Annotated in this window: 22 protein-coding genes and 1 tRNA gene; 3 read left to right on the top strand and 20 right to left on the bottom strand. The window is 42.8% G+C overall.

Annotation, left to right across the window (positions count from 1 at the left end):
• The first annotated feature begins 83 nt into the window (after positions 1–83).
• Positions 84–1,202, top strand: a complete 1,119-nt coding sequence (locus MgSA37_RS15660) for a Gfo/Idh/MocA family protein (protein WP_096353206.1) — start codon at positions 84–86, stop codon at positions 1,200–1,202.
• 11 nt (positions 1,203–1,213) lie between these two features.
• Here the strand turns inward: MgSA37_RS15660 and MgSA37_RS15655 are convergent, their stop codons facing one another.
• On the bottom strand, positions 1,214–1,894 hold the full coding sequence (locus MgSA37_RS15655; RefSeq protein WP_197706004.1) for a 2OG-Fe(II) oxygenase: 681 nt from the start codon (positions 1,892–1,894) through the stop codon (positions 1,214–1,216).
• Between the two features lie 16 nt (positions 1,895–1,910).
• On the opposite strand from MgSA37_RS15655, the gene MgSA37_RS15650 reads away from it, so the two are divergent.
• Positions 1,911–2,159, top strand: a complete 249-nt coding sequence (locus MgSA37_RS15650) for a hypothetical protein (RefSeq protein WP_096353204.1) — start codon at positions 1,911–1,913, stop codon at positions 2,157–2,159.
• A 101-nt stretch (positions 2,160–2,260) separates the two neighbouring features.
• Here MgSA37_RS15650 and MgSA37_RS15645 read toward each other — a convergent pair whose 3' ends face one another.
• The 16 genes from MgSA37_RS15645 to MgSA37_RS15570 all read right to left on the bottom strand — a co-directional run bounded on the left by MgSA37_RS15645 (position 2,261) and on the right by MgSA37_RS15570 (position 17,020).
• Positions 2,261–2,500: a hypothetical protein gene (locus MgSA37_RS15645; RefSeq protein WP_096353203.1), complete on the bottom strand. Its 240-nt coding sequence runs from the start codon at positions 2,498–2,500 to the stop codon at positions 2,261–2,263.
• 2 nt (positions 2,501–2,502) lie between these two features.
• Positions 2,503–2,952, bottom strand: coding sequence for a cold-shock protein (locus MgSA37_RS15640; RefSeq protein ID WP_096353201.1), 450 nt, complete (start codon positions 2,950–2,952; stop codon positions 2,503–2,505).
• Positions 2,953–2,958: 6 nt separating this feature from the next.
• Positions 2,959–3,150: a cold-shock protein gene (locus tag MgSA37_RS15635; RefSeq protein ID WP_096353200.1), complete on the bottom strand. Its 192-nt coding sequence runs from the start codon at positions 3,148–3,150 to the stop codon at positions 2,959–2,961.
• A gap of 225 nt (positions 3,151–3,375) precedes the next feature.
• Positions 3,376–3,978 (bottom strand): class I SAM-dependent methyltransferase, encoded by a 603-nt coding sequence (locus MgSA37_RS15630; protein WP_096353198.1) that lies wholly within the window; start codon positions 3,976–3,978, stop codon positions 3,376–3,378.
• A gap of 96 nt (positions 3,979–4,074) precedes the next feature.
• A complete protein-coding gene (locus tag MgSA37_RS15625) occupies positions 4,075–4,650 on the bottom strand; it encodes a PhnA domain-containing protein (RefSeq protein ID WP_096353197.1) in 576 nt (191 codons plus the stop codon).
• A 115-nt stretch (positions 4,651–4,765) separates the two neighbouring features.
• Positions 4,766–5,563 carry a M90 family metallopeptidase gene (locus MgSA37_RS15620; protein WP_096353195.1) on the bottom strand — a complete coding sequence of 266 codons (798 nt, stop codon included), beginning with the start codon at positions 5,561–5,563 and terminating at the stop codon, positions 4,766–4,768.
• A gap of 219 nt (positions 5,564–5,782) precedes the next feature.
• Complete coding sequence (locus tag MgSA37_RS15615; RefSeq protein WP_096353194.1) at positions 5,783–6,370, bottom strand: LutC/YkgG family protein; 588 nt, start codon at positions 6,368–6,370, stop codon at positions 5,783–5,785.
• Positions 6,370–7,749 (bottom strand): lactate utilization protein B, encoded by a 1,380-nt coding sequence (locus tag MgSA37_RS15610; RefSeq protein WP_096353192.1) that lies wholly within the window; start codon positions 7,747–7,749, stop codon positions 6,370–6,372. The genes MgSA37_RS15615 and MgSA37_RS15610 overlap by 1 nt, the downstream gene beginning before the upstream one ends.
• Before the next feature lie 7 nt (positions 7,750–7,756).
• Positions 7,757–8,491, bottom strand: coding sequence for a (Fe-S)-binding protein (locus tag MgSA37_RS15605; RefSeq protein WP_096353191.1), 735 nt, complete (start codon positions 8,489–8,491; stop codon positions 7,757–7,759).
• Entirely contained in the window at positions 8,488–9,873 is a 1,386-nt protein-coding gene (locus tag MgSA37_RS15600; protein WP_096353189.1) for an FGGY-family carbohydrate kinase, read from the bottom strand. Before MgSA37_RS15600 ends, MgSA37_RS15605 begins: the two co-directional genes overlap by 4 nt.
• Positions 9,874–9,885: 12 nt before the next feature.
• Positions 9,886–11,160, bottom strand: coding sequence for a TIM barrel protein (locus tag MgSA37_RS15595; RefSeq protein ID WP_096353188.1), 1,275 nt, complete (start codon positions 11,158–11,160; stop codon positions 9,886–9,888).
• A gap of 17 nt (positions 11,161–11,177) precedes the next feature.
• On the bottom strand, positions 11,178–11,492 hold the full coding sequence (gene rhaM, locus MgSA37_RS15590) for an L-rhamnose mutarotase (RefSeq protein ID WP_096353186.1): 315 nt from the start codon (positions 11,490–11,492) through the stop codon (positions 11,178–11,180).
• Between the two features lie 22 nt (positions 11,493–11,514).
• Positions 11,515–13,635, bottom strand: coding sequence for a bifunctional aldolase/short-chain dehydrogenase (locus MgSA37_RS15585; protein WP_096353184.1), 2,121 nt, complete (start codon positions 13,633–13,635; stop codon positions 11,515–11,517).
• Between the two features lie 140 nt (positions 13,636–13,775).
• The gene (gene rhaT / locus MgSA37_RS15580) at positions 13,776–14,888 is read right to left on the bottom strand and encodes an L-rhamnose/proton symporter RhaT (RefSeq protein ID WP_096353183.1); all 1,113 of its coding nucleotides are present in this window, start codon (positions 14,886–14,888) and stop codon (positions 13,776–13,778) included.
• 468 nt (positions 14,889–15,356) lie between these two features.
• Positions 15,357–16,382, bottom strand: a complete 1,026-nt coding sequence (locus MgSA37_RS15575; RefSeq protein ID WP_096353181.1) for a GntR family transcriptional regulator — start codon at positions 16,380–16,382, stop codon at positions 15,357–15,359.
• 20 nt (positions 16,383–16,402) lie between these two features.
• Positions 16,403–17,020, bottom strand: a complete 618-nt coding sequence (locus MgSA37_RS15570; protein WP_096353180.1) for a YhcH/YjgK/YiaL family protein — start codon at positions 17,018–17,020, stop codon at positions 16,403–16,405.
• Between the two features lie 437 nt (positions 17,021–17,457).
• Here MgSA37_RS15570 and MgSA37_RS15565 point away from each other — a divergent pair, with 437 nt between their 5' ends.
• Positions 17,458–17,931, top strand: a complete 474-nt coding sequence (locus tag MgSA37_RS15565) for a hypothetical protein (protein ID WP_096353178.1) — start codon at positions 17,458–17,460, stop codon at positions 17,929–17,931.
• A gap of 278 nt (positions 17,932–18,209) precedes the next feature.
• On the opposite strand, the gene MgSA37_RS15555 is transcribed toward MgSA37_RS15565, so the two are convergent.
• The 3 genes from MgSA37_RS15555 to MgSA37_RS15545 all read right to left on the bottom strand — a co-directional run bounded on the left by MgSA37_RS15555 (position 18,210) and on the right by MgSA37_RS15545 (position 19,041).
• Entirely contained in the window at positions 18,210–18,602 is a 393-nt protein-coding gene (locus MgSA37_RS15555) for a type II toxin-antitoxin system VapC family toxin (RefSeq protein WP_096353177.1), read from the bottom strand.
• Complete coding sequence (locus tag MgSA37_RS15550; RefSeq protein ID WP_096353175.1) at positions 18,587–18,814, bottom strand: hypothetical protein; 228 nt, start codon at positions 18,812–18,814, stop codon at positions 18,587–18,589. Before MgSA37_RS15550 ends, MgSA37_RS15555 begins: the two co-directional genes overlap by 16 nt.
• Positions 18,815–18,968: 154 nt before the next feature.
• Positions 18,969–19,041 (bottom strand) — tRNA-Lys (locus MgSA37_RS15545).
• Positions 19,042–19,165: the final 124 nt, after the last annotated feature.

Below are 19,165 nucleotides of genomic sequence, written 5' to 3'. Positions count from 1 at the left end.
TTGCAAAATATTTGTTGCGCAAGGTGTTATTGGTTGAAAATGTTTAAATTGTAAGCATCAATTAACCGCAGCAGTAATAGGATATGAATTCACGACGCAACTTTTTACAGAAATTAGGGGTAACGGCCCTTGCCCTGCAGCTGGCGCCCATTGCCGGATGGGCGGATAGTTTACCTAATGACCATGGAGCCGATGAGGGACCGGTATTGCGCGTGGCCATTATGGGGCTGGGTAGTTATGGTGAACGGGTTGCCGAGGCCATGCGCAGCTGTAAAAAAGCAAAACTGGTTGGGGTAGTCAGCGGTACGCCGTCAAAAATAAAAACCTGGCAAAGCAGGTATGGCATCCCCGCCAAGAATTGTTATAACTATGAGAATTTTGACGCGATAAAAAATAATCCTGATATCGATGCAGTTTATGTGATCACTCCCAACGGGCTGCACCACGACGAGGTGATCCGCGTTGCTAAGGCCGGCAAACATGCCATTTGCGAAAAGCCCATGGCTATAAATGCTAAGGAAGGACAGGAGATGGTTGATGCCTGCAAAGCTGCCGGTGTGAAACTGCTGGTGGGCTACCGCATGCACTTTGAACCCAAAACGCTCGAAGTGATCAGGATGCGGAAAGCGGGCGAATTTGGTAAGATCAAATTCTTCCAGGGACTTTGCGGCTTTACCATCGGCGACCCTACCCAATGGCGTTTAAATAAACAATTATCAGGCGGTGGCTCTATGATGGATATCGGTATTTACGCTATCAACGGCTCCCGTTATATGACGGGAGAGGACCCTGTCTGGGTTACTGCGCAGGAAACTAAAACCGATCACATAAAATTCAAGGAGGGCATTGATGAAACCATCCAATTCCAGTTTGGCTTCCCCAGCGGGGCTACGGCATCATGCCTGTCAACATACGCCATGAATAACCTCGACCGGTTTTTCCTTGACGGGACGGATGGTTTTGCCGAGATGCAGCCTTCTACAGGCTATGGCCCCATCATGGGCCGTACCCATAAAGGTGAATTAAATCAACCCATCACCACGCACCAAACCGTTCAAATGGATGAAATGGCTGCCATTATTTTTGAAGGTAAACAACCGGTGGTGCCCATTGATGGCGATGAGGCTGTAAAAGATTTGAAACTGATCGACGCGATTTACCGGGCTGCAAAAACAGGGGAGAAGGTAGAAGTGAAGTTGTAAGCAGGGATAATTTAATCCCTTTTCAACCACCCGGTAATGCTCATCCTTGGTTTATGCGTTATCAAAACCTCGTGCTCCAGCTCATTGCTTTTAAAAAATACACTTGTCTTGTTCATGGGCGCGATTAATTGTGCTATACCGTCAGGGTAGATGCACAACTCGCCGCCGTCGGCGGCTATCCAGTCCGGGTTCAGGTACATTACCATGGAGAATTGCCTGCTGCTATTGGTTTTAAACTGATCGAGGTGTTTTTTGTAGCAGGCACCTGTTTCATATAGTGTGTAATGAAATTCGTACCCGGTGATACCTGTGTAACACGTTTCGTTCAGGTGCGCCACAAAGCCGTCCATAAGGTCGAAAAATTCATTTTCGGCGGTGTCATTGTGTTCGCGGTCGAGCCAGTAGATCTGGTCGCCGCGTACTGACTTGTTAAAGACAGCAAGTAATTCATTGCCGGTTCCTGCAGGATTCAGTTTGCCGCCGGTAAAAAGATTTTTAAGATTGGCAGTTAGCCGAAAAGCCAGCTCTTCAGTCAGGAAGTTCCCAGAAATACCGCATTGTCCAGCCATAAAGCTAACAATCAGTTCGTCAAAGTTGTCGTTCAATATCCGCGCTGTACTAAAAGGCACTGGTGCACTTTTGGTGAAGGTAGCCTTAATTTTGCATATAAATCCAAAACTTATTCTCCCCATCCTCGTTTAACCAGATATGGTCATCACAAAAACAATTTACGCCAAACACGGGGAGTTTACTTTTCCGGCAATGTACAAAGGAGATAATATGGACTTAACCATTGTCCCAGCAGAAGACCGCTTTGCGGTACTTGCAAACGGGAAACTGTTTGGCCATATTAAAGTGGGTTACGGACGGCACACCTGGTTTGTAACTGACAGCAAATTTGTTGATTCAGAATTGGTAAATGAAATTGGCCAAAGGATCATCGGCGAATTTTATTGAGTAAAAGCTAATTCATAAAAAAGCCCTCCAGCTATGCTGAAAGGCTTATAGTGGCTTTTGGCCGGCCAATAAAGTTATTCCGGTTCCCATAAAAAGTCTACTTAGTTCTGCCAGTCGAATTTCAGGGTTTTATATTTTTCTGCTTCCTCTAAACTCAGGGTCAGCAAAATATTTATAGTTTTCCCGTTTAAACCGTAAAAAACGTAATTGCTTTTTTGAGCAGTTTCAAAAAACTGGATGGTGTACTTATCCTTGAGACTTGAATTGTTTTTAACGATCTCCGCAAACCGGAGTTTGAAATTTTCTTTTTGAATTGCTGTAGCTGTTGTTTTGGCGACCATAATTATTTCTTTTTAACCTTAATGGCCGATAACCCTTTCGGGCCCTGCTCTGTTTCAAAAGTAACCAGGTTGTTTTCCTTTAACGGCTCAGTTAAGGCGTTGATATGCACAAAAATACTTTCCTGTGTTTGCAAATCCTTGATAAAGCCGTAGCCCTTCGCTTCGTTAAAAAACGTTACCGTACCGTTCCGGACAGTGTCGTGCGGCAGGTCTTCCTGCCGCGCTACACTTACCTGGATATCTTCAGAATTGATCTTTATTTTCCTTGACGGATCGGGAGGAGTTGACGTAATATTTCCATACTCGTCAATATAAGCCATCATATCTTCAAGGCTTTTGCCTTTTCCGCCATTTGCTTTGCGGTCTTCGGCTTTTTCCTTTTTCTCTTTGGCCTTCTTTAAACGGGCTTTTTCTTTTTCCTTTTTACTAAAAGTTTCTGTCGATCTTGCCAATGCGTATTAAGCTATTTTAACTTTAACGGCACTTGGGCCTTTTTTTCCTTCTTCTACTTCGTAAGTTACTTCATCGTTTTCGCGGATCTGATCGATCAGCCCGGTAACGTGTACGAATACTTCTTTGCCACCGCTTGTTGGTGTAATAAAGCCGAAGCCTTTTGACTCATTAAAAAATTTTACTGTTCCTGTTGCCATGATTGTTTTTATGTATGGCCGCAATATACATTTATTTATTGGTGTATTTGTTTTTCAGAAAATTTGTATACCCTGCCGATTTGGTTATTGTATATCAGAATGATGCGTTCACACAGGATAGCGGCCATTATTCCGTATAACTTTGCCTGATTTTTTTCTGAAATAAAATCACGGAACACAAGATTTTCCGTAAAAAAGTTTAAACTTCGGCTAAGAGCGGTTTAATCAGCGCAGCATGTAAATTGTGAAATCCTCTTCGGCATAGTCGTTCACCAGTTTAACGTTAGGGCATAGTTTACTGCAACAGGCCATTATTTTTTCGCAGTTATAAGCAACCAAGAGTCCGTTTGGCACAATAGCCCTTAACAGATTAAAGGCAAAGCCGTGCAGGCATGCGCTATATAACTTTGCAATTACCCGAAAAATAAAATCAGGATCTTCGCTGCGGTAATTTAACGAACCGCTAGCCAGCACGTAATCAGCCCGTGGCAAGTCTGTCAATGCAAAATTGCCGTTCATAAAAACGGCGTTTTCATATTTTCCATAGCGTTTACTGGCTTCATCCAAAAACTCCGGGATCTGCTCAATCCCTGTATAATTCAGCTGGCCATAGCGAGAAATAAGGTAAGGGAGCAGATCGCCGTAACCGCACCCGGCATCAAGCACGCTGCATCCGCTCATACCGGCAATCCCGGCCAGCGCTTCAAAACGCACCAGTTGGCTCTCCATATCGCGCCAGCCTAAAGCAAGGCTGCTTTGCATGCCGTAGGTACCCACCATCATCCGGTGATAATTAATAATTACTGCCGGATCATTTAATGGATTCATTACAGGTAAAGTTAAAAAACGAATTACATTATCAGGCCGGCTGTCCTGGGTCTACAGTCAATTAGTCTTTTCTGACTCAGGACTTTCGACTCAAGACTAGGCCTTTTGCTTGCGCAGGTATTTTGTAAGGATCACAATCTGCTGGCCTTCTATTTTTCCTTCTACCTGGTCGGTGTTGTCAGCCACCAGGCGGATATTCTTCACAACGGTGCCCATTTTGGCGTTAAGCGAACTACCTTTTACGTCAAGCGACCGCGTCAATACCACCGTATCGCCGGTTTGCAATTCCGCACCAAGGCTATCCCTGTGCACCGCTTCAGTTTCGGCGGGCATATCATCTACGGTGATAGATTTTGCCCAAGCCAGGGTTTCCTCGTCAAGGTAAAGCATATCCAGGTTTTCTGCAGCCCATCCCTCGGTTTTTAAGCGCGACAGCATGCGCCATGCCACTACTTGCACTGCCGGGACTGTGCTCCACATGGCTTCAGTTAAAAAACGCCAGTATTTTGCATCCGGTACAGCGGCGCTAAGTTGTGCCAGGCAGTCACCGCAGATGATGATCTCATTGTCAGGGTGATTTGCCGGAGGAACGGCATACGCAGACAGATGGGTTGTTGAATGGCAGAGTTCGCAGGCATTTCCGCTGCGTGCCGTGAGTAAGGAGCTTGTCATATGGAATTTTGAAAGGCGCAAAGCTAAGCTTTTTGAACAAAGTTCCGGCTGGGTGACGCTCCCTGTCAGCGTTATTTATTTTCCCGGTTTTAAAATGGCAACATTTGGCCGAGGTTCAGCCTAATGGCGGGGAAAAAGGTACAGCAGGGTCCTGCCCAAACATTTGACTTAACAGGTGGTAAATTTCCGGATGTTTATGTTTCAGTTGATCCGGCTTTTCAAAAAAATATTCAGCCGCTACCGCTAAAAATTCTGCTTCGCTGGTGGACGCATAAACGTCAATATCCGATTTACCAGCTTCGATCCGATGCATTTCCTGGTGCATCATTTTAAGCCAGGGTACCGTATATTGATGCGGCAGCAGATTTTCAGGCACGCCATCGGTCTCTCCGTCAGATTTATCAAGTAAATGCACAAATTCATGAATAGCCGTGTTTCCCTTGCCTGCCTGGTTTGAAAAACCCTTAAGCAGTGCGGCCCTGGAGAGCAGCATCTGGCCGTTCATGTAACCAGAACCCACCATACCCATAATATTTCTGTTTTCGCCTTCAAACTGGAACTCCTGGTCAAAAGTATCAGGGTAAAGGATGATGTTGGTGAGGTTATTATATTTCCAGCCGGGGAAGCCAAAAATGGGTATTACACCGCTTGACGCTATCAATGCACGGTCAATATCCGACACGGGTGTGCCCACGCCTTCTATCCTTACATATTTTAAAAAATCATTCACCTGGTTTTCAAACCGCTCTTTATCGTTTTTATTGAGCTTTTGATAGTATAATACCTGCGCATTCAGGATTATTTTTAATGCATCAGGAAGCTTTTCGGCTTTTGTTAAACCCGAAAGCCGGTTTTGCCGAAATAAAAAGTAGATAACGCAAGCGCACAGAATGCTGATGAATAATATGGTCATATACATAGATACATTTAAAACGGATAACTGTTCGCCAGGATCAAATAAACCGGTGTTGAAAAAGACATTAGTTGCAGTTTCCCAATTAATAATTTCCCCTTATTTTGGTTATAAAGCTGCAATTCATGTTTTTGCATGGCATAGAAAAGGGAATTAAAGGGAAGTATAATGACCACACGATTACTTATAAGCTTTTGAAATCAAAAGGCCGGGATCACATTATTCCATTAAAAAAACGGTCATTGTTCGTGCGCCATGCGCGCCTAAAACCAGCGATTGCTCAATATCAGCCGTTTTAGACGGGCCGGCGATGAAGGTGCTGAAACCGTAGTTTTCGCTGCCAATCTGCTCATAAGCATCGTGCATGGTGGCAACAATTTTTTCTTTTTTTAGGATTACTGCCAGGTACTGGCAGATAAAGGGCACAACCCTTTGGTTTAGTAAATCACCTTTTACCCAAACAGCGCCATTTTCGGCAACTCCTAAGTCAGCGCCGATAACAGCAAGCTCAATATCCTGCAAGTCGTGTGGCAGCCCCTGGTAATCGTTTATCAGTTCGGTACAATCACTCATTTCAGAAAAAGTACTTACAACCCTGTCGCCTTGGTTTGTGGTTTGTTTGATATAAGCTTTAACATCATCAAAGGTATTTACTTCAATTGCTTTCCCCCCGATTGAGGTTAGTACACCAGTGAATTTCCCGACGTGATTTCCAGCAGCCCCATTTAGAAAATCAATATCAGGCAAGTCAACCTTTGCGGGTTGATTTGCTGCTACTGCGGCTAATATTTTATCTCTGCTGCTCATTACCTACCGTTTTTGTTTTTGGCGTACCATTCTCCAAATGATTCTTTTGGCGGTTCAGGCATATCGCGGTGTTTGTACCATGGATTAAATTTGTTGTTTACAGCAAACGGCGCATGTTTTAAAACCCATCTTCCGGCCTTCCCGCCGACGTGGTAAACCGAAGGCGTTGAGAGGGTAAAACTCATCAAACGCATCGATGCTTTTTTTGCAGTAGTGGCGTATCCGTTTTTCACAATTACCTGCCGCCATTTATACAATTGCTGGTGGATATCAATTTTTACCGGGCAAACATTGGAGCAAGAGCCGCAAAGCGTTGACGCAAAAGGCAGGTCGGCATATTTTTCCATATCCAGGTTTGGCGCCAGGATAGAGCCGATAGGGCCCGATATGGCATTGTGATAACTATGCCCGCCGCTGCGGCGATATACGGGGCAGGTGTTCATGCAAGCGCCGCAGCGGATGCATTTTAATGAATTCCTGAAATCTTCCCGACCTAACTGTATAGTGCGTCCATTATCAACTATTATAATATGCATTTCCTGCCCGGGCCGGGGTTTGTTGAAATGGCTGGAATAGGTGGTTATGGGCTGCCCTGTAGCGCTGCGGGTAAGCAATCTTAAAAACACACCCAAATGTTTCCTTTCAGGGATGATCTTTTCTATACCCATACTGGCAATGTGTATATCAGCCAAATGCGCGCCCATATCGGCATTTCCTTCGTTTGTACAGACAACAAACTCACCGGTTGCTGCTACCGCGAAATTTACGCCTGTTAACGCCGCTTTTCGGGTTAAAAACGTTTCACGCAGGTGTTGCCTGGCGGTTTCTGTTAAAAACTGCGGATCAGCATTGCCAGCCGGGGTGCCCAGATGTTGGTGGAATAGTTCGCCAATTTCTTCTTTCTTTTTGTGAATACATGGCAAAACGATATGACTTGGCGGTTCTTTTGCCAGCTGGACTATCCTTTCACCAAGATCAGAATCTATAACGTCGATACCATTCTCTGCCAGAAATTCATTCAGGTGGCATTCTTCGGTAAGCATCGATTTACTTTTAACCATTTGCTTTACCTGTTTTGATTGCAACAGGCCAAGCACTATTTCATTATGCTCCTTAGCATCAGCCGCCCAATGGATTTTTATGCCATTTTTGGTGGCATTGGCTTCAAATTGCTGCAGGTAATTGCTTAGATAAGAGAGTACGTTATTTTTGATTTGTGACGCGGTTTCCCTCAGGCTTTCCCATTCAGGCAATTGGTTAACGGCCTTATCGCGTTTTTGCCTTATCCACCAAAGCGTTTCATCATGCCAGTTGACACGGTCTTCGTCCTCGTTAAAAACATCCGATAATGCTGCATGATCTTTGACGTCGATATTCATAATTATCTTATTCCCCATTTAATATTTCAGCGATATGCAGCACCTTCACTTTGCTTCCCTTCCTGTTCAATATACCTTCCATATGCATCAGGCATGACATATCAACCCCGGTTATGAATTCTGCGGCATGTTCCAGATGATCCTCCACCCGGTCTTTCCCCATTTTCGCGGAGACGGCTTCTTCGACTACACAAAATGTGCCTCCAAAGCCGCAACATTCGTCAATCCTGTTAAGCGGCACTATCTCAATTCCTTCCACCATATTTAAAAGGCTGCCTGGTTTTGAAAACCCAGGCGCAACCAGTTCACTCATTTGCGATAAATGAAGGCCACGCTGCCCGTGACAGCTTTGATGAAAACCAACTTTATGCGGAAACTTAGCCGGTAAATAAGTAACCTTTAATACATCCGTCAAAAAGGAAGTCAGCTCATAAACTTTGCTGCTTAACTGCGCAGCTACTTCGGGATTTTTGTCGTCATGAAGGTGTTCCCTGATATGCAGGACACAGCTGCCTGAGGGCGCTACTACATAATCAAATTCCGCAAAATTTTTGATGAACAGCTCATTGCAGCCCCCGGCTAAATGTTCAAACCCTGAATTTGCCATGGGTTGCCCGCAGCAGGTTTGTTTTGGAGGATAAATTACATCAACGCCAAGTTTTTCGAGTAATTGTAAAGTGGCTTTCGCTGCATCCGGGTAAAATTGATCTACGTAACAGGGAATAAATAGTCCAACCCTCATATAACAGCACTTTGATTAGTTGAATAATATTTTAACCCGATAATGTCGTTAGGGATGGCTTTACTATTCCATTCACGATGGATACTTAGGGCCGCCCCAACCGCCGAAGCCTGCGCCATTGACGCGGCGAATACCTCCATTTGCGGGAATGCTGCAGCTAATAAATTCATATAAACACTATTTTTACTAAAACCACCATCTACAAAGATCCTTTTTACCGGCGAGTTTTTTAATACCAGGTTAGTGGATAATGCCTGCAGTTGCACAATATCAATCATTAACTGGTGATAAGCTTCCAGATCGTTTTTAAAACCGGACAGATCCCGCAGCTTAAAAACAGATTCTTTCCTTATAACATCACTGTTTTGAAACACTACAGGCCCTGTTTTGATATGTTTAATTATTTCCGGGTTAAAGTTAATATTTCGGTACTTAATTTCATCTTTATTAAAATGTTCCGCAATACGTTTTACCATTTGCTCGTATTCAAAACCCGAAAATAGCCTGGAAGCTTTAACCGGTTTACCCTGAAATTGCAAATAACTTAAACAATCGTTTTTGAGCTCACCTGCCGTTAATGCTGAATTGTTAAACGGATTAAGGCTGATACACCAGGTTCCGGTTGAAATTAACACAAATGGTTCGTGGAAATTGATCAGGTAGGGGATCAGTGCTGCCGAACTATCATGCAGGCCCGTACCCACTTTGTAATTGGTGCCAGGAAACAGCGCCGGCGAAACTTTATCAGAGACCACAATAGGCGCAAGTTTTACGGAAACATGCTCATGCTGAACCCATTCGTGGTACCTGTTTTTCTGAAAATCCCATAAACCGGTATGACAGCCTATGCTTGTGAGGTCAGAGTACGCATAGCCGGTAAGTAAAAAGCTTAGATATTGCGGCAAATGCAGTGCATATTTAACTTTAGTAAATAATTCGGGCTTTTCCTGCTTCAGCCGGTATAATTGCAGGCCTGAATTTAAACTGCCTAAAACAGGCGAGGCCGTTTCAAGACTGAATTTATCCGGGCCGCCATAAGCGTTATAGAATTTATTGCTTAGTTCTTCGGGGTAGGGTTTAAGGTAATTATACAATGGGGTTAAGGCCCGGCCGTTTTCGCCAATGTAAACGAGGCTTGCGCCGTAAGCTGAAAAATTGACTGCTTTTACACGAAATTCTTTCATTCGGAAAACCTCGCTTAATGAATCAAATATCGACAAGCGGAGGCTTTCCTGGTTCTCGCAGGGGAAACCGTCTTCATCAACCGTTTCAATAAAACGGGCGGTTCTTTCAAAAACTATCTCGTAATTCTCGTTGAACAGGAATAGTTTTTTATTCGTTTTCCCAACATCAAATATGGCTATAACCGGAATCGCGCTCATCGTTACAATTATTTACAAACCGGTGGCTACGGTTTTTAACCCGCGTTCCTTAATCAAATTGGCCCGGACGTTCAATTTCCGGTATGTTCCCACAGGGTCAATTGATCCTCCTGCCAATAAACTGGCTTCTGCTATTAATGGCCTTACGTCCGTGCGGTAGGCAGTTTGCAGTATTTCCTGTGCAAGGGTAACATCATTGTTGTTTTGCGCCGTTACCAGGGTGTTTTTATCAACTAATAATGCCTGTGCGTAAGCAATTTTTATAGCCTGAACAGATTGCAACAGATCTTCGATAGGGTCTTTAACGTTATGGGAAGCATCTATCATCCAGCCAATATCCTTTGCATGGTTCATTCCGCGGGCATCCATTCCCTCCACCAATTCATTAAATATCAAAAACAGCTGGTAGGGATTAATACTGCCTACGGTTAAATCATCATCGCCATATTTGGAATCATTAAAATGAAAACCTGCCAATTTGCCCTCCATTAACAAAATGGATACGATCTGCTCGATATTGGTTCCCTGCAGGTGATGGCCAAGGTCAACCAGCGTACTTGCCTTGGCTCCCAATTTCGATGCTAAAAGATAGGATTGTCCCCAATCTCCAATTGTTGTAGAATAGAAGTTTGGCTCATAAGGTTTATATTCGATCCACATTTTCCAGTCATCCGGCAGGGCGTCGTATATTTCCTGCAAACTCTCTTGTGTATTTTGAAAAGCCCTGCGGAAATTTAGCTGGCCGGGGAAATTTGAACCATCAGACAACCAAACCGATAATGCTTTTGAATCAAGCTGCACCCCGTATTTGATCACTTCGATGTTATGCTCAATGGCTTGTTTGCGTACCGCTTTATCTACATGATGCAATGAACCGTATTTGTAACTGTGCTTTTGATTGGGCTGATCCTGGAAGGTGTTTGAATTCACCGCATCAAAATGCAAACCAACCTGGGCTGCCAAAGCTTTTATCGACGCCGCATTTTCAGGGATATCCCAGGGAATATGCAGGGAAATAGAATTACTCGACTTGTTTAAAGCATGAATAACACCTACGTCCTCGATTTTTTCTTCCAGGCTGCGTGGTTCGCCACCACCCGAAAAGCGCCCGAACCGGGTACCGCCCGTTCCTAATGCCCAGCTCGGAATGGCAATATTAAAAGCGCCTAGTTTTTGAAGTACCAAATCTAGATTAGCAACGTCTGCGGCGACAAATTCAAATTGGCGCCTGTGCTTTGCTAAATGCTGTTGGTTGATCTCGTCTATCTTATATTTTTCTATCTGCATAACTGGTTTATTGATAATCAGGGTAAATAAAAAACTTCTTTCAATGGTTGGCTTATAGGTGAATGATCAGGATTGGTTACCATTATATCACTCATATACAGCCACCACCTTTGCATAATGGCCTGCGCAGCTAAACTATCCAGTTGAGTTTTGTCTTCAGCTTTTAAAAATCCAAAAAGACTGCTGGTTTCCTGGTCTAAAAAGATTGAATATTCACAAATGCCTGCCTGTTTTAACAACGCAGTTAACTCCGGCCAAATTTCATCATGGCGTTTTTGATATTCAACCTCATTCCCCGGTAATAACGTCATTTTAAATGCTACGCGGTCCATATCTTTTGTTCAAAGTTTAAAACTATCTCACAAAACCAGCTGCCACGCCGCCATCAACGTTGATTACATTGCCGGTTGATTTATTCAGTAAACCGCCGGTTAAAGCAAAGCAGGCGTTGGCAATATCTTCAGGTAAAATAACTTCGTTTAGCAAGGTTCGTTTGGCGTAATAGGCAGGCAATTCTTCAACGGTAATGCCATAGGCTTTTGCCCGTCCCTCGGCCCATCCGCCTGCCCAAATATTGCTGTCGCTGATCACTGCGTCGGGGTTAATCACATTAACACGAATCTTATCTGCTCCCAATTCGGCTGCGTTCAGGCGGCTTAAATGCAATTGCGCAGCTTTTGCGCTGCCATAGCCTGCATTGTTAGGCCCGCTTACCAGCGCGTTTTTGCTGACGATATTGATGATGTCGCCGCCGATATCCTGCTTCTTCATCACGGCAACGGCTGCCTGTGTAACCAGGAACTGGCCTTTTACCAATACATTATACAGCAAATCCCAATCCTTTTCGGTATGATCGGCAATTGATTTGGAGATAGATAATCCTGCATTATTTACAACCAAGTCAACTCCGCCAAAAGCTAAAATAGCTGTTGCCATAGCTTCCTGGATCTGGCCGCTGCTCGTAACATCCAATAGGGCGGTGGTATAAGCGTCCTTTCCAAACTTCTTTTTAAATTCTTCGCCGGCGCCCTCCAGGCGTTCAGCATTCATGTCATTTAAAACAACAACGGCGCCTTCTTCCACCAATTTTTTGGCGATGGCTTTGCCAATGCCGCCTGCACTGCCGGTAATTAATGCGATCCGCCCGGATAATGCTTTCGGCTTTGGCATGCGCTGCAGTTTTGCTTCTTCCAGCAGCCAGTATTCAATATCAAAGGCCTCCTGCCGTGGCAGCGAGGTGTATTCGCTGATCGCTTCAGCGCCTTTCATTACGTTTATCGCGTTAATATAAAACTCCGCAGCCACACGTGCCGTTTGCTTGTCCTTGGCGAAAGTGAACATGCCCACACCGGGGTATAATATTACCACCGGGTTTGCATCCCGGATGGCCGGGCTGTTAGCGTGTTTGCAGGTATTGTAGTAGTCGCCATACATTTTGCGGTAATCCTCAAACGCGGGTGTCAGTTTTTCTTTCAGTAAGATAATATCCGTGATGTCTTCGTCTGGTTTAAGCGATAAAACCAGCGGACTGATCTTGGTACGTAAAAAATGATCCGGACAACTGGTGCCCATAGGGGCAAGGCGTTCCAGGTCGTTTGAATTGATATATTCCAAAACGCGCGGATCGTCGGTGAAATGGCCGATCATTTTTGTTTTGGACGAACAAAATCCGCGCAGTACCGGCGCAAGCGCCACCGCCTGTTTTTTACGTTCAGTCCCGTTAATGCTCTGGATTTTTGCACCGCCGAATACCGGCCCTTTTTTGCCGTAGTTTTGTTCAAGGTATTCAGCACATTTTTCAATTACTTCAAGGGTGTTGATATAGCTCTCATAAGCAGTATCTCCCCAGGTGAATAAGCCGTGCGATCCGAGCATAATGCCGCGAATACCGGGATTAGTATCAAGGCACTCTTTTAATTGTAACCCTAGGTCAAATCCCGGGCGCTGCCAGTCAACCCAGCCAATGGCTCCGTCAAAAAGGTCGTGCGTGATTTGTTTACCGTGTTTTGCTGCCGCGATAGCAATAGCAGCGTCGGGGTGCAAATGGTCGATATGTTTAAATGGCAAAAAGCCATGTAAGGGCGTATCGATAGAAGGCGCTTTTGAGTTTAAATCGAAGATGCTGTGGTTAAATAATTCCACCATTTCATCTTCAAATTCAATCCCCCGGTAAACGTTTTTGAGGCTTCTCAATCTATCAACATATAAAGCTGCGAGGCCGCTTTTTTTCAAAGTGCCAATGTCGCCGCCCGAGCCCTTAATCCACATTACTTCAACTTCTTTCCCGGTTAAGGGGTCTTTACCTATTACTTTACAGGAGGTATTGCCGCCGCCGTAATTGGTTAAGCGCAGGTCCGCGCCCAATAAATTGGAGCGGTAGATCAGCAATCCGACTTCGTCACCCGCTAATTCTGCAGCTTTAGCATCGTCCCATAAATAACTTACGTGTTTAAATTGTGTTGTATTGGCAGACATATATTTTAGTTTACTTTATTATTTACGTGAATTGAGCGTCAAGAAGCAAGAGTCAGGATAAAGGGCAACTCGGCTATGTTTTTCATCCTGATCATGTTTTATTAATTCCTGGCTCTTGATTCCTGGTTCCTGGCTCTCGTTTACTTACTTGTTTTAACTTGCGCGACTTCGTCGGCTTTTATTGAATTTCCTTTTCCTACAATGATCACCGATAATATGATAACGGCAATGCCCGTAATTACTGTTGCCAGCGCTTTTTTACTTACACCTTTCCATTCGTTGAGTATCAATCCCCACATATTCGCTATCAATATGATAAAGGCCATGTGCAGGATCCACGAACTGGCGCCATTGCCCAGCCTGCTTTCGCCCATGCCATAAAAAAAGAATTGCAAAAACCAGGTGGTGCCCGCTAATGCCGAAAAGATATAGTTTTTTAAGAGCGGCGTCTTTGGATCGGTATAATTTTTAAATGTTTTGTTGCGGGCGTTCAATATCATACACCAGATAAAATTGGTGGTTAAGCCGCCCCATAAAATAGCCACATAGGTTACGTTATTTTGATAGAGAAAATTCCCCTGGCCATGGTGTGCGGCCATCCAAACGGTATTTGCAGTATCGGCCATTGTTTTGCCGGCCTCGATACCGAAATTAAAACAGGCGCTCAAAACTCCTGATACAATGGCAACAAAAATACCCAGGCCAAAACGGTAATCCTTATTGTCTTCAACGTCAGCCTTGCCTGCGGCCAGCTCTTTCTCTTTCATCGTCCCGGCTTTGCCGCATATAATTATTCCTATTACGCAAACGGAAATCCCTGTTAGCACTAATTGCCCCCAATGCGTTGTTGCCAGGGTGGCGATGGTGTCCTTGCCGTCCTTAGGAAAAAAATTATAGTATACAGAAGGGATAAGCGCGCCAAACACAGCGCACAAACCTAAAATTATGGTGCTGCCCAATGATACGCCAAGGTAGCGTACGCCCAGGCCATAAGTTAAACCGCCAACGCCCCATAACAACCCGAAGAAAAAAGTTAAAAATAAAATGCCGCCATTGGTGCCTGTTATGATTTCGGTAAAATGGGGGATAGTTAACCAGGCAGCTAAAGGCGGAACAATCAACCATGAAAAAATACCGCCTACTATCCAGAAACTTTCCCAGGCCCAGCCTTTTACTTTTTTATAGGGAATATAAAAACTGCCTGAAGCAAAACCACCGATAAAGTGGAAAATAACGCCAAAGATTACCTGCATGGTTTAAATTTAAAATTGGTTGATTTTATAATTATAAGGCAATGATAAAACAAATAAACAGTTCAACTGTCCCTGTCCGTCACCTAACAAATACCGCTGAATAAAACTAGTGAAAATAAGCGGGGTTATATTAACGTAAGTTCGGGTATGGGAAATTTTTCCCCAGGGTCAAGCTCTGAACGGGTGGCGATGCCAGCGTTCCGGCGTTCCATTTTTTCGCACGCGGAACACCGTGGAACGTTGTGAAACACGCTCATTATCAGTATGTTTCATTTTTTTGCAAGTAGCTGAGTTTATGTAAGTAATTGATAATCAACACCAACGAAAATAATTTATTTGGCCATAATCGCTGGAGTGTCTGATAGTCAGCATGTTCCATTTTTATAATGCCGCGCTTTTTTACTGATTAATCCTGTTTTGAGTTTACAGAATGATATTCAACTCTTGTTTCGAACTCAGGTTATAGGATCAGAGCGAATTTCGTTCCGTCACATAAAAGGGGATAGCAATATGTTCTTTTTTGTTTTTGAGGATCATTTCAGCGGCTTTTTCCCCCATCAGCTTAAAATTCGTGGAGATGGTGGTAATGCCGTTTAAAATAATTTTTTTCAATGGTGTTTCATTGTACGATATCACGCCTATTTCTTTTCCAATTTGCAAATTATCGCTTATTATCTTTTCTATCAGCTCCACCAAATCATCTTCCATTAAATTAATATATACCGTGCCGTTTAATAATTGTTCGTTTTTAAGATGTGGAATAATCTCATAATCAAAGGCGTACTGATGACAAAAATTAACAAAGCCGGTAAGGATATCTTTTGAATAATAGCTGTTTCCGGGAAAGATGATTTTTATGGTATGATAGTTACTTAATTTTTCCAGGAGTTGTTCCAGTGCAGAATAAATGTCTTTTTCAAAATCTTCATAAACGGCAGCAAAGTCCCCGGTCAATCCTCCAATTAATTTATCCATCAAAATCAACTTGTCTTTCGGTAAGCTATTGAGGATGGTGAACGCATTTTCAGCATTTTCAATAAAATGGGGGATGATCACCAGCTTCGAATAATGATCAATATTGTTGTTGAGCAGTTTTTTAAAGAAATTAAAGTTGTTGTTATAGATATAAAAATCAATAGCGGCATTACTGCCCAAAGTTTCGGCAAAGGCATCATAAATTATTTTTTTATGGCTGCTCAGCTTATTGAATAATAAAAGCACCTTAACCGGCTGATTGAATTGTGTGGTTGAGATAAAATACCCTTTGCCTGCTACTGATTTAATGACGTTATATTTCTTTAACTCTTTGTAGGCCCGGTCAATCGTATTGCGGGATACCTCAAGCGCTGTGCTCAAATCATTGATGGACGGCAGGACATCATCCTTTACGATCTTTTTATCCTCAATACCCCTTAATATGGAGTTGCAGATCTGCATGTATTTGGGAGTGATCGAGTATTCGTCAATTTTAAGGATCTTGAGGTAGTTCTTCATAAAGCTGTAACCGTAATGGTTTATTGCTGGTAACGGATTTTAATCACCAGTTTTTTCAATGTATCAAAGCCTTTTACTTTAATATCCGGGCGATGCACATCCGTCGGGAAAAACAGGAAGAATTTTTGAGGCGTAGCCGTATAATATTTCCCCTCAGCGTTGTAATGGGCAGCATCCTTTGTTTCATCGTAAGGTTCTGTCACCTGTGCCAGCGGCAGCGGACAAACGCCCAGTTGTACCTTACCCATAATTACATATTGCAGGTCGATATATTTTCGGTGCGATTCCCATTTAACATCTTCCCTGTTTTTTGGCGGACCAGACGTAATGGTGGCGTAAGCGTTGTCACCATCAACGGGGTATCTGCCGGGTGCCAAAGTTGAAATTTTGCTGTCACTCAAAAAGCTGAATACTTTATCCCACATGGCTTTATTACTTTCATATTGTTTCTCAAATTCAGCGCTGTTGACAGATTTATCAGGCGTAATTTTCAGTTCAGGCGCCCAAACACGACTTTTAACCCATTTGTTGGCTTTTTTTATCATAGCCGCAGAATCTGTTTGCTGCGCGAAAAGCAGGTTGCCCGCAATCATTAAAATAGAAACGATGCTTAGTTTTTTGCGGTTTGAGCTATTCATTTTTTTTGAAAATGGACTGTCGATTTATCTGATTATAAAAGGTGATCGCTAAAATAAGGAATGTAGTTTTGTTTTTACTTAATTAAATGCGATAGTTCAGCTATCCCTAACAATTGTTACAAAAAACAGTCTATAACCGACAGCAGGCCGAGGTGACTTATTGCCGAAAACATTTGTTGGTATTTAAAAAATAAAAAACCGCATTTAAAAAATAAATGCGGTTTTTTGCCATTTGTGGCCCCTGTGATGCAAAACTCAAACTATTTATACGAAAATTTAAAGCGTTTGGCGTCAATCAGTGCTGATTGCGTAAGTTCCCATTCATGTGGCTGATATTGATGCTTAATATGCATCAACTTTGATTTTTACTCAATGCACGACCCGGCGGTAAAGCGTTAACTCTTTGAAAACTCGGTCGTAATAATTATATTTATGTTATGAAAAATCTCAACGAAGCATCAGATCGAATGATGGAGCAAGTAGTATTTGCACTAAAACACAGTATGGATTTAAAAAGAGATGGCGTAGATCCGATGATACCGTTCGCTGTGGTTATAAAAGACGAAAAGAATACCTTGACGACTTTTGTAGGTGATACACCCGATTATGCAGATAAGATGTTCGAAAAGACCATTGATGAAGAAGATCCGGATATTGTTGTCTACGCATCCGATAGTTACATTACCTCGAATGACATAAAATATGATGCAGTTTTATTTAAAGCTTATGACAAGAATGACGCTGAGGTATACTTAATTGGCCAGAAATTTAGGCCTCAAACCGAAACACAGGATTTTGAAGAGATTGGCAATCCTGGTCATTTGGGTAACATTCCCAACCCACATTTTGGAACGGATTTACAGAAAAACCGGGCAATTGTAAATAAAAAAAAACCTTGGTGGAAATTTTGATAGACTCGTATATGGGAAATGAAATATTGTCCGGGAGCACAACGGCGATTCGTAACCGACGATAAATCTGTTTGAAGTTTGTCAACATTAGCGCGACGCTGATTACAGATTGGGTGAAAAAAAGATGCTTGAACCAGCGCTAGCTAAATACTAAAAGCCCTCCAACTTTCGCTGAAAGGCTTTCGTGACCTGGGAGAGGATTGAACTCTCGATCCACTGATTAAGCGTCAGTTGCTCTACCGGCTGAGCTACAGTTTATTTGTTGGGCAGTCTGTAACCTAAATAACCAGTTTTAAATTTCCTATCCTATCAAAATGTTTATTGTTTAGCGTTGCCAGGGGCAAATCATGGTGTATGGCAGTAGCAGCAATGAAAAGATCTGCCGAATCAATTAGGTTCCTCGTTCTTTTTAATTCCTCGCTTAAAATAATAGCAGTTTGAACAATTTCCGAATCAAGCGAAATAATAGTGATTCTTTCCGGGAAATCTTTCCAATAATCTTTTTGAATCGCAGAGGTTGCGCCTATAAATATCTCATATTCAGTTATAACTGATATGGAAAACAAGTCGAAGGTGTCGAATAGCTGATAAAAACGTGAATTTGCTTTGTTGGTCTTTCGGAAAAACTCAATAAGTATAGACGTATCAAGTAATGCTAATTTTTCCCCCACGTATTTATGCTTTTTCTTGCTCCTTCAATAAGTGATATTTGATCCTCACTAAATACAGGGGCCTGCAGCAGAAAGTTTTTAAAATCTTCTTTCTCTGTTCTATTAGGAATAGTCCTGTTTATTTCAGCCTGCAACTTTATAAGTTGTTTTGCAGGTAGTTGTTTAATAGCCTGTATCAGCTGATCCAGGCCGATTTCCATCTTCAATTCCATAAATAATTGATAATCTATTTAGTTTAAGGTAATATTAAAATATCAACTTAACAAAACGCCTAATGTACAATGCTTGCCGTTTTAATTATTTAACCCTGCTCCTTGTTATCGTTTAAACGTAAAAAAGCCCTCCAGCAATGCTGAAAGGCTTTCGTGACCTGGGAGAGGATCGAACTCTCGACCCACTGATTAAGAGTCAGTTGCTCTACCGGCTGAGCTACCAAGTCGTTTATTTTTTTCCGGGCTGCAAATAAACGGATTTTTTTTGAAAAAAAATAGAGATTAGTGATTGGAGATTTGAGATTAGTTTTTGCATCTTTTTTCTAATCTCTAATCTCCAGTCTCTAATAA

The organism is Mucilaginibacter gotjawali, from assembly GCF_002355435.1.
GTDB classification, from domain to species: domain Bacteria; phylum Bacteroidota; class Bacteroidia; order Sphingobacteriales; family Sphingobacteriaceae; genus Mucilaginibacter; species Mucilaginibacter gotjawali.
Note: the sequence above shows the minus strand (reverse complement) of the source record. Positions and strands in the feature narration are given on the sequence as shown.

What these genes read in the sequence shown, in the direction of transcription:
- MgSA37_RS15660 (WP_096353206.1), top strand. Translation starts at nt 84, where the DNA reads ATGAATTCACGACGCAACTTTTTACAGAAATTAGGGGTAACGGCCCTT.
- MgSA37_RS15655 (WP_197706004.1), bottom strand. Translation starts at nt 1,894, where the DNA reads ATGGGGAGAATAAGTTTTGGATTTATATGCAAAATTAAGGCTACCTTC.
- MgSA37_RS15650 (WP_096353204.1), top strand. Translation starts at nt 1,911, where the DNA reads ATGGTCATCACAAAAACAATTTACGCCAAACACGGGGAGTTTACTTTT.
- MgSA37_RS15645 (WP_096353203.1), bottom strand. Translation starts at nt 2,500, where the DNA reads ATGGTCGCCAAAACAACAGCTACAGCAATTCAAAAAGAAAATTTCAAA.
- MgSA37_RS15635 (WP_096353200.1), bottom strand. Translation starts at nt 3,150, where the DNA reads ATGGCAACAGGAACAGTAAAATTTTTTAATGAGTCAAAAGGCTTCGGC.
- MgSA37_RS15630 (WP_096353198.1), bottom strand. Translation starts at nt 3,978, where the DNA reads ATGAATCCATTAAATGATCCGGCAGTAATTATTAATTATCACCGGATG.
- MgSA37_RS15625 (WP_096353197.1), bottom strand. Translation starts at nt 4,650, where the DNA reads ATGACAAGCTCCTTACTCACGGCACGCAGCGGAAATGCCTGCGAACTC.
- MgSA37_RS15620 (WP_096353195.1), bottom strand. Translation starts at nt 5,563, where the DNA reads ATGACCATATTATTCATCAGCATTCTGTGCGCTTGCGTTATCTACTTT.
- MgSA37_RS15615 (WP_096353194.1), bottom strand. Translation starts at nt 6,370, where the DNA reads ATGAGCAGCAGAGATAAAATATTAGCCGCAGTAGCAGCAAATCAACCC.
- MgSA37_RS15610 (WP_096353192.1), bottom strand. Translation starts at nt 7,749, where the DNA reads ATGAATATCGACGTCAAAGATCATGCAGCATTATCGGATGTTTTTAAC.
- MgSA37_RS15605 (WP_096353191.1), bottom strand. Translation starts at nt 8,491, where the DNA reads ATGAGGGTTGGACTATTTATTCCCTGTTACGTAGATCAATTTTACCCG.
- MgSA37_RS15600 (WP_096353189.1), bottom strand. Translation starts at nt 9,873, where the DNA reads ATGAGCGCGATTCCGGTTATAGCCATATTTGATGTTGGGAAAACGAAT.
- MgSA37_RS15595 (WP_096353188.1), bottom strand. Translation starts at nt 11,160, where the DNA reads ATGCAGATAGAAAAATATAAGATAGACGAGATCAACCAACAGCATTTA.
- rhaM (WP_096353186.1), bottom strand. Translation starts at nt 11,492, where the DNA reads ATGGACCGCGTAGCATTTAAAATGACGTTATTACCGGGGAATGAGGTT.
- MgSA37_RS15585 (WP_096353184.1), bottom strand. Translation starts at nt 13,635, where the DNA reads ATGTCTGCCAATACAACACAATTTAAACACGTAAGTTATTTATGGGAC.
- rhaT (WP_096353183.1), bottom strand. Translation starts at nt 14,888, where the DNA reads ATGCAGGTAATCTTTGGCGTTATTTTCCACTTTATCGGTGGTTTTGCT.
- MgSA37_RS15575 (WP_096353181.1), bottom strand. Translation starts at nt 16,382, where the DNA reads ATGAAGAACTACCTCAAGATCCTTAAAATTGACGAATACTCGATCACT.
- MgSA37_RS15570 (WP_096353180.1), bottom strand. Translation starts at nt 17,020, where the DNA reads ATGAATAGCTCAAACCGCAAAAAACTAAGCATCGTTTCTATTTTAATG.
- MgSA37_RS15565 (WP_096353178.1), top strand. Translation starts at nt 17,458, where the DNA reads ATGAAAAATCTCAACGAAGCATCAGATCGAATGATGGAGCAAGTAGTA.
- MgSA37_RS15550 (WP_096353175.1), bottom strand. Translation starts at nt 18,814, where the DNA reads ATGGAATTGAAGATGGAAATCGGCCTGGATCAGCTGATACAGGCTATT.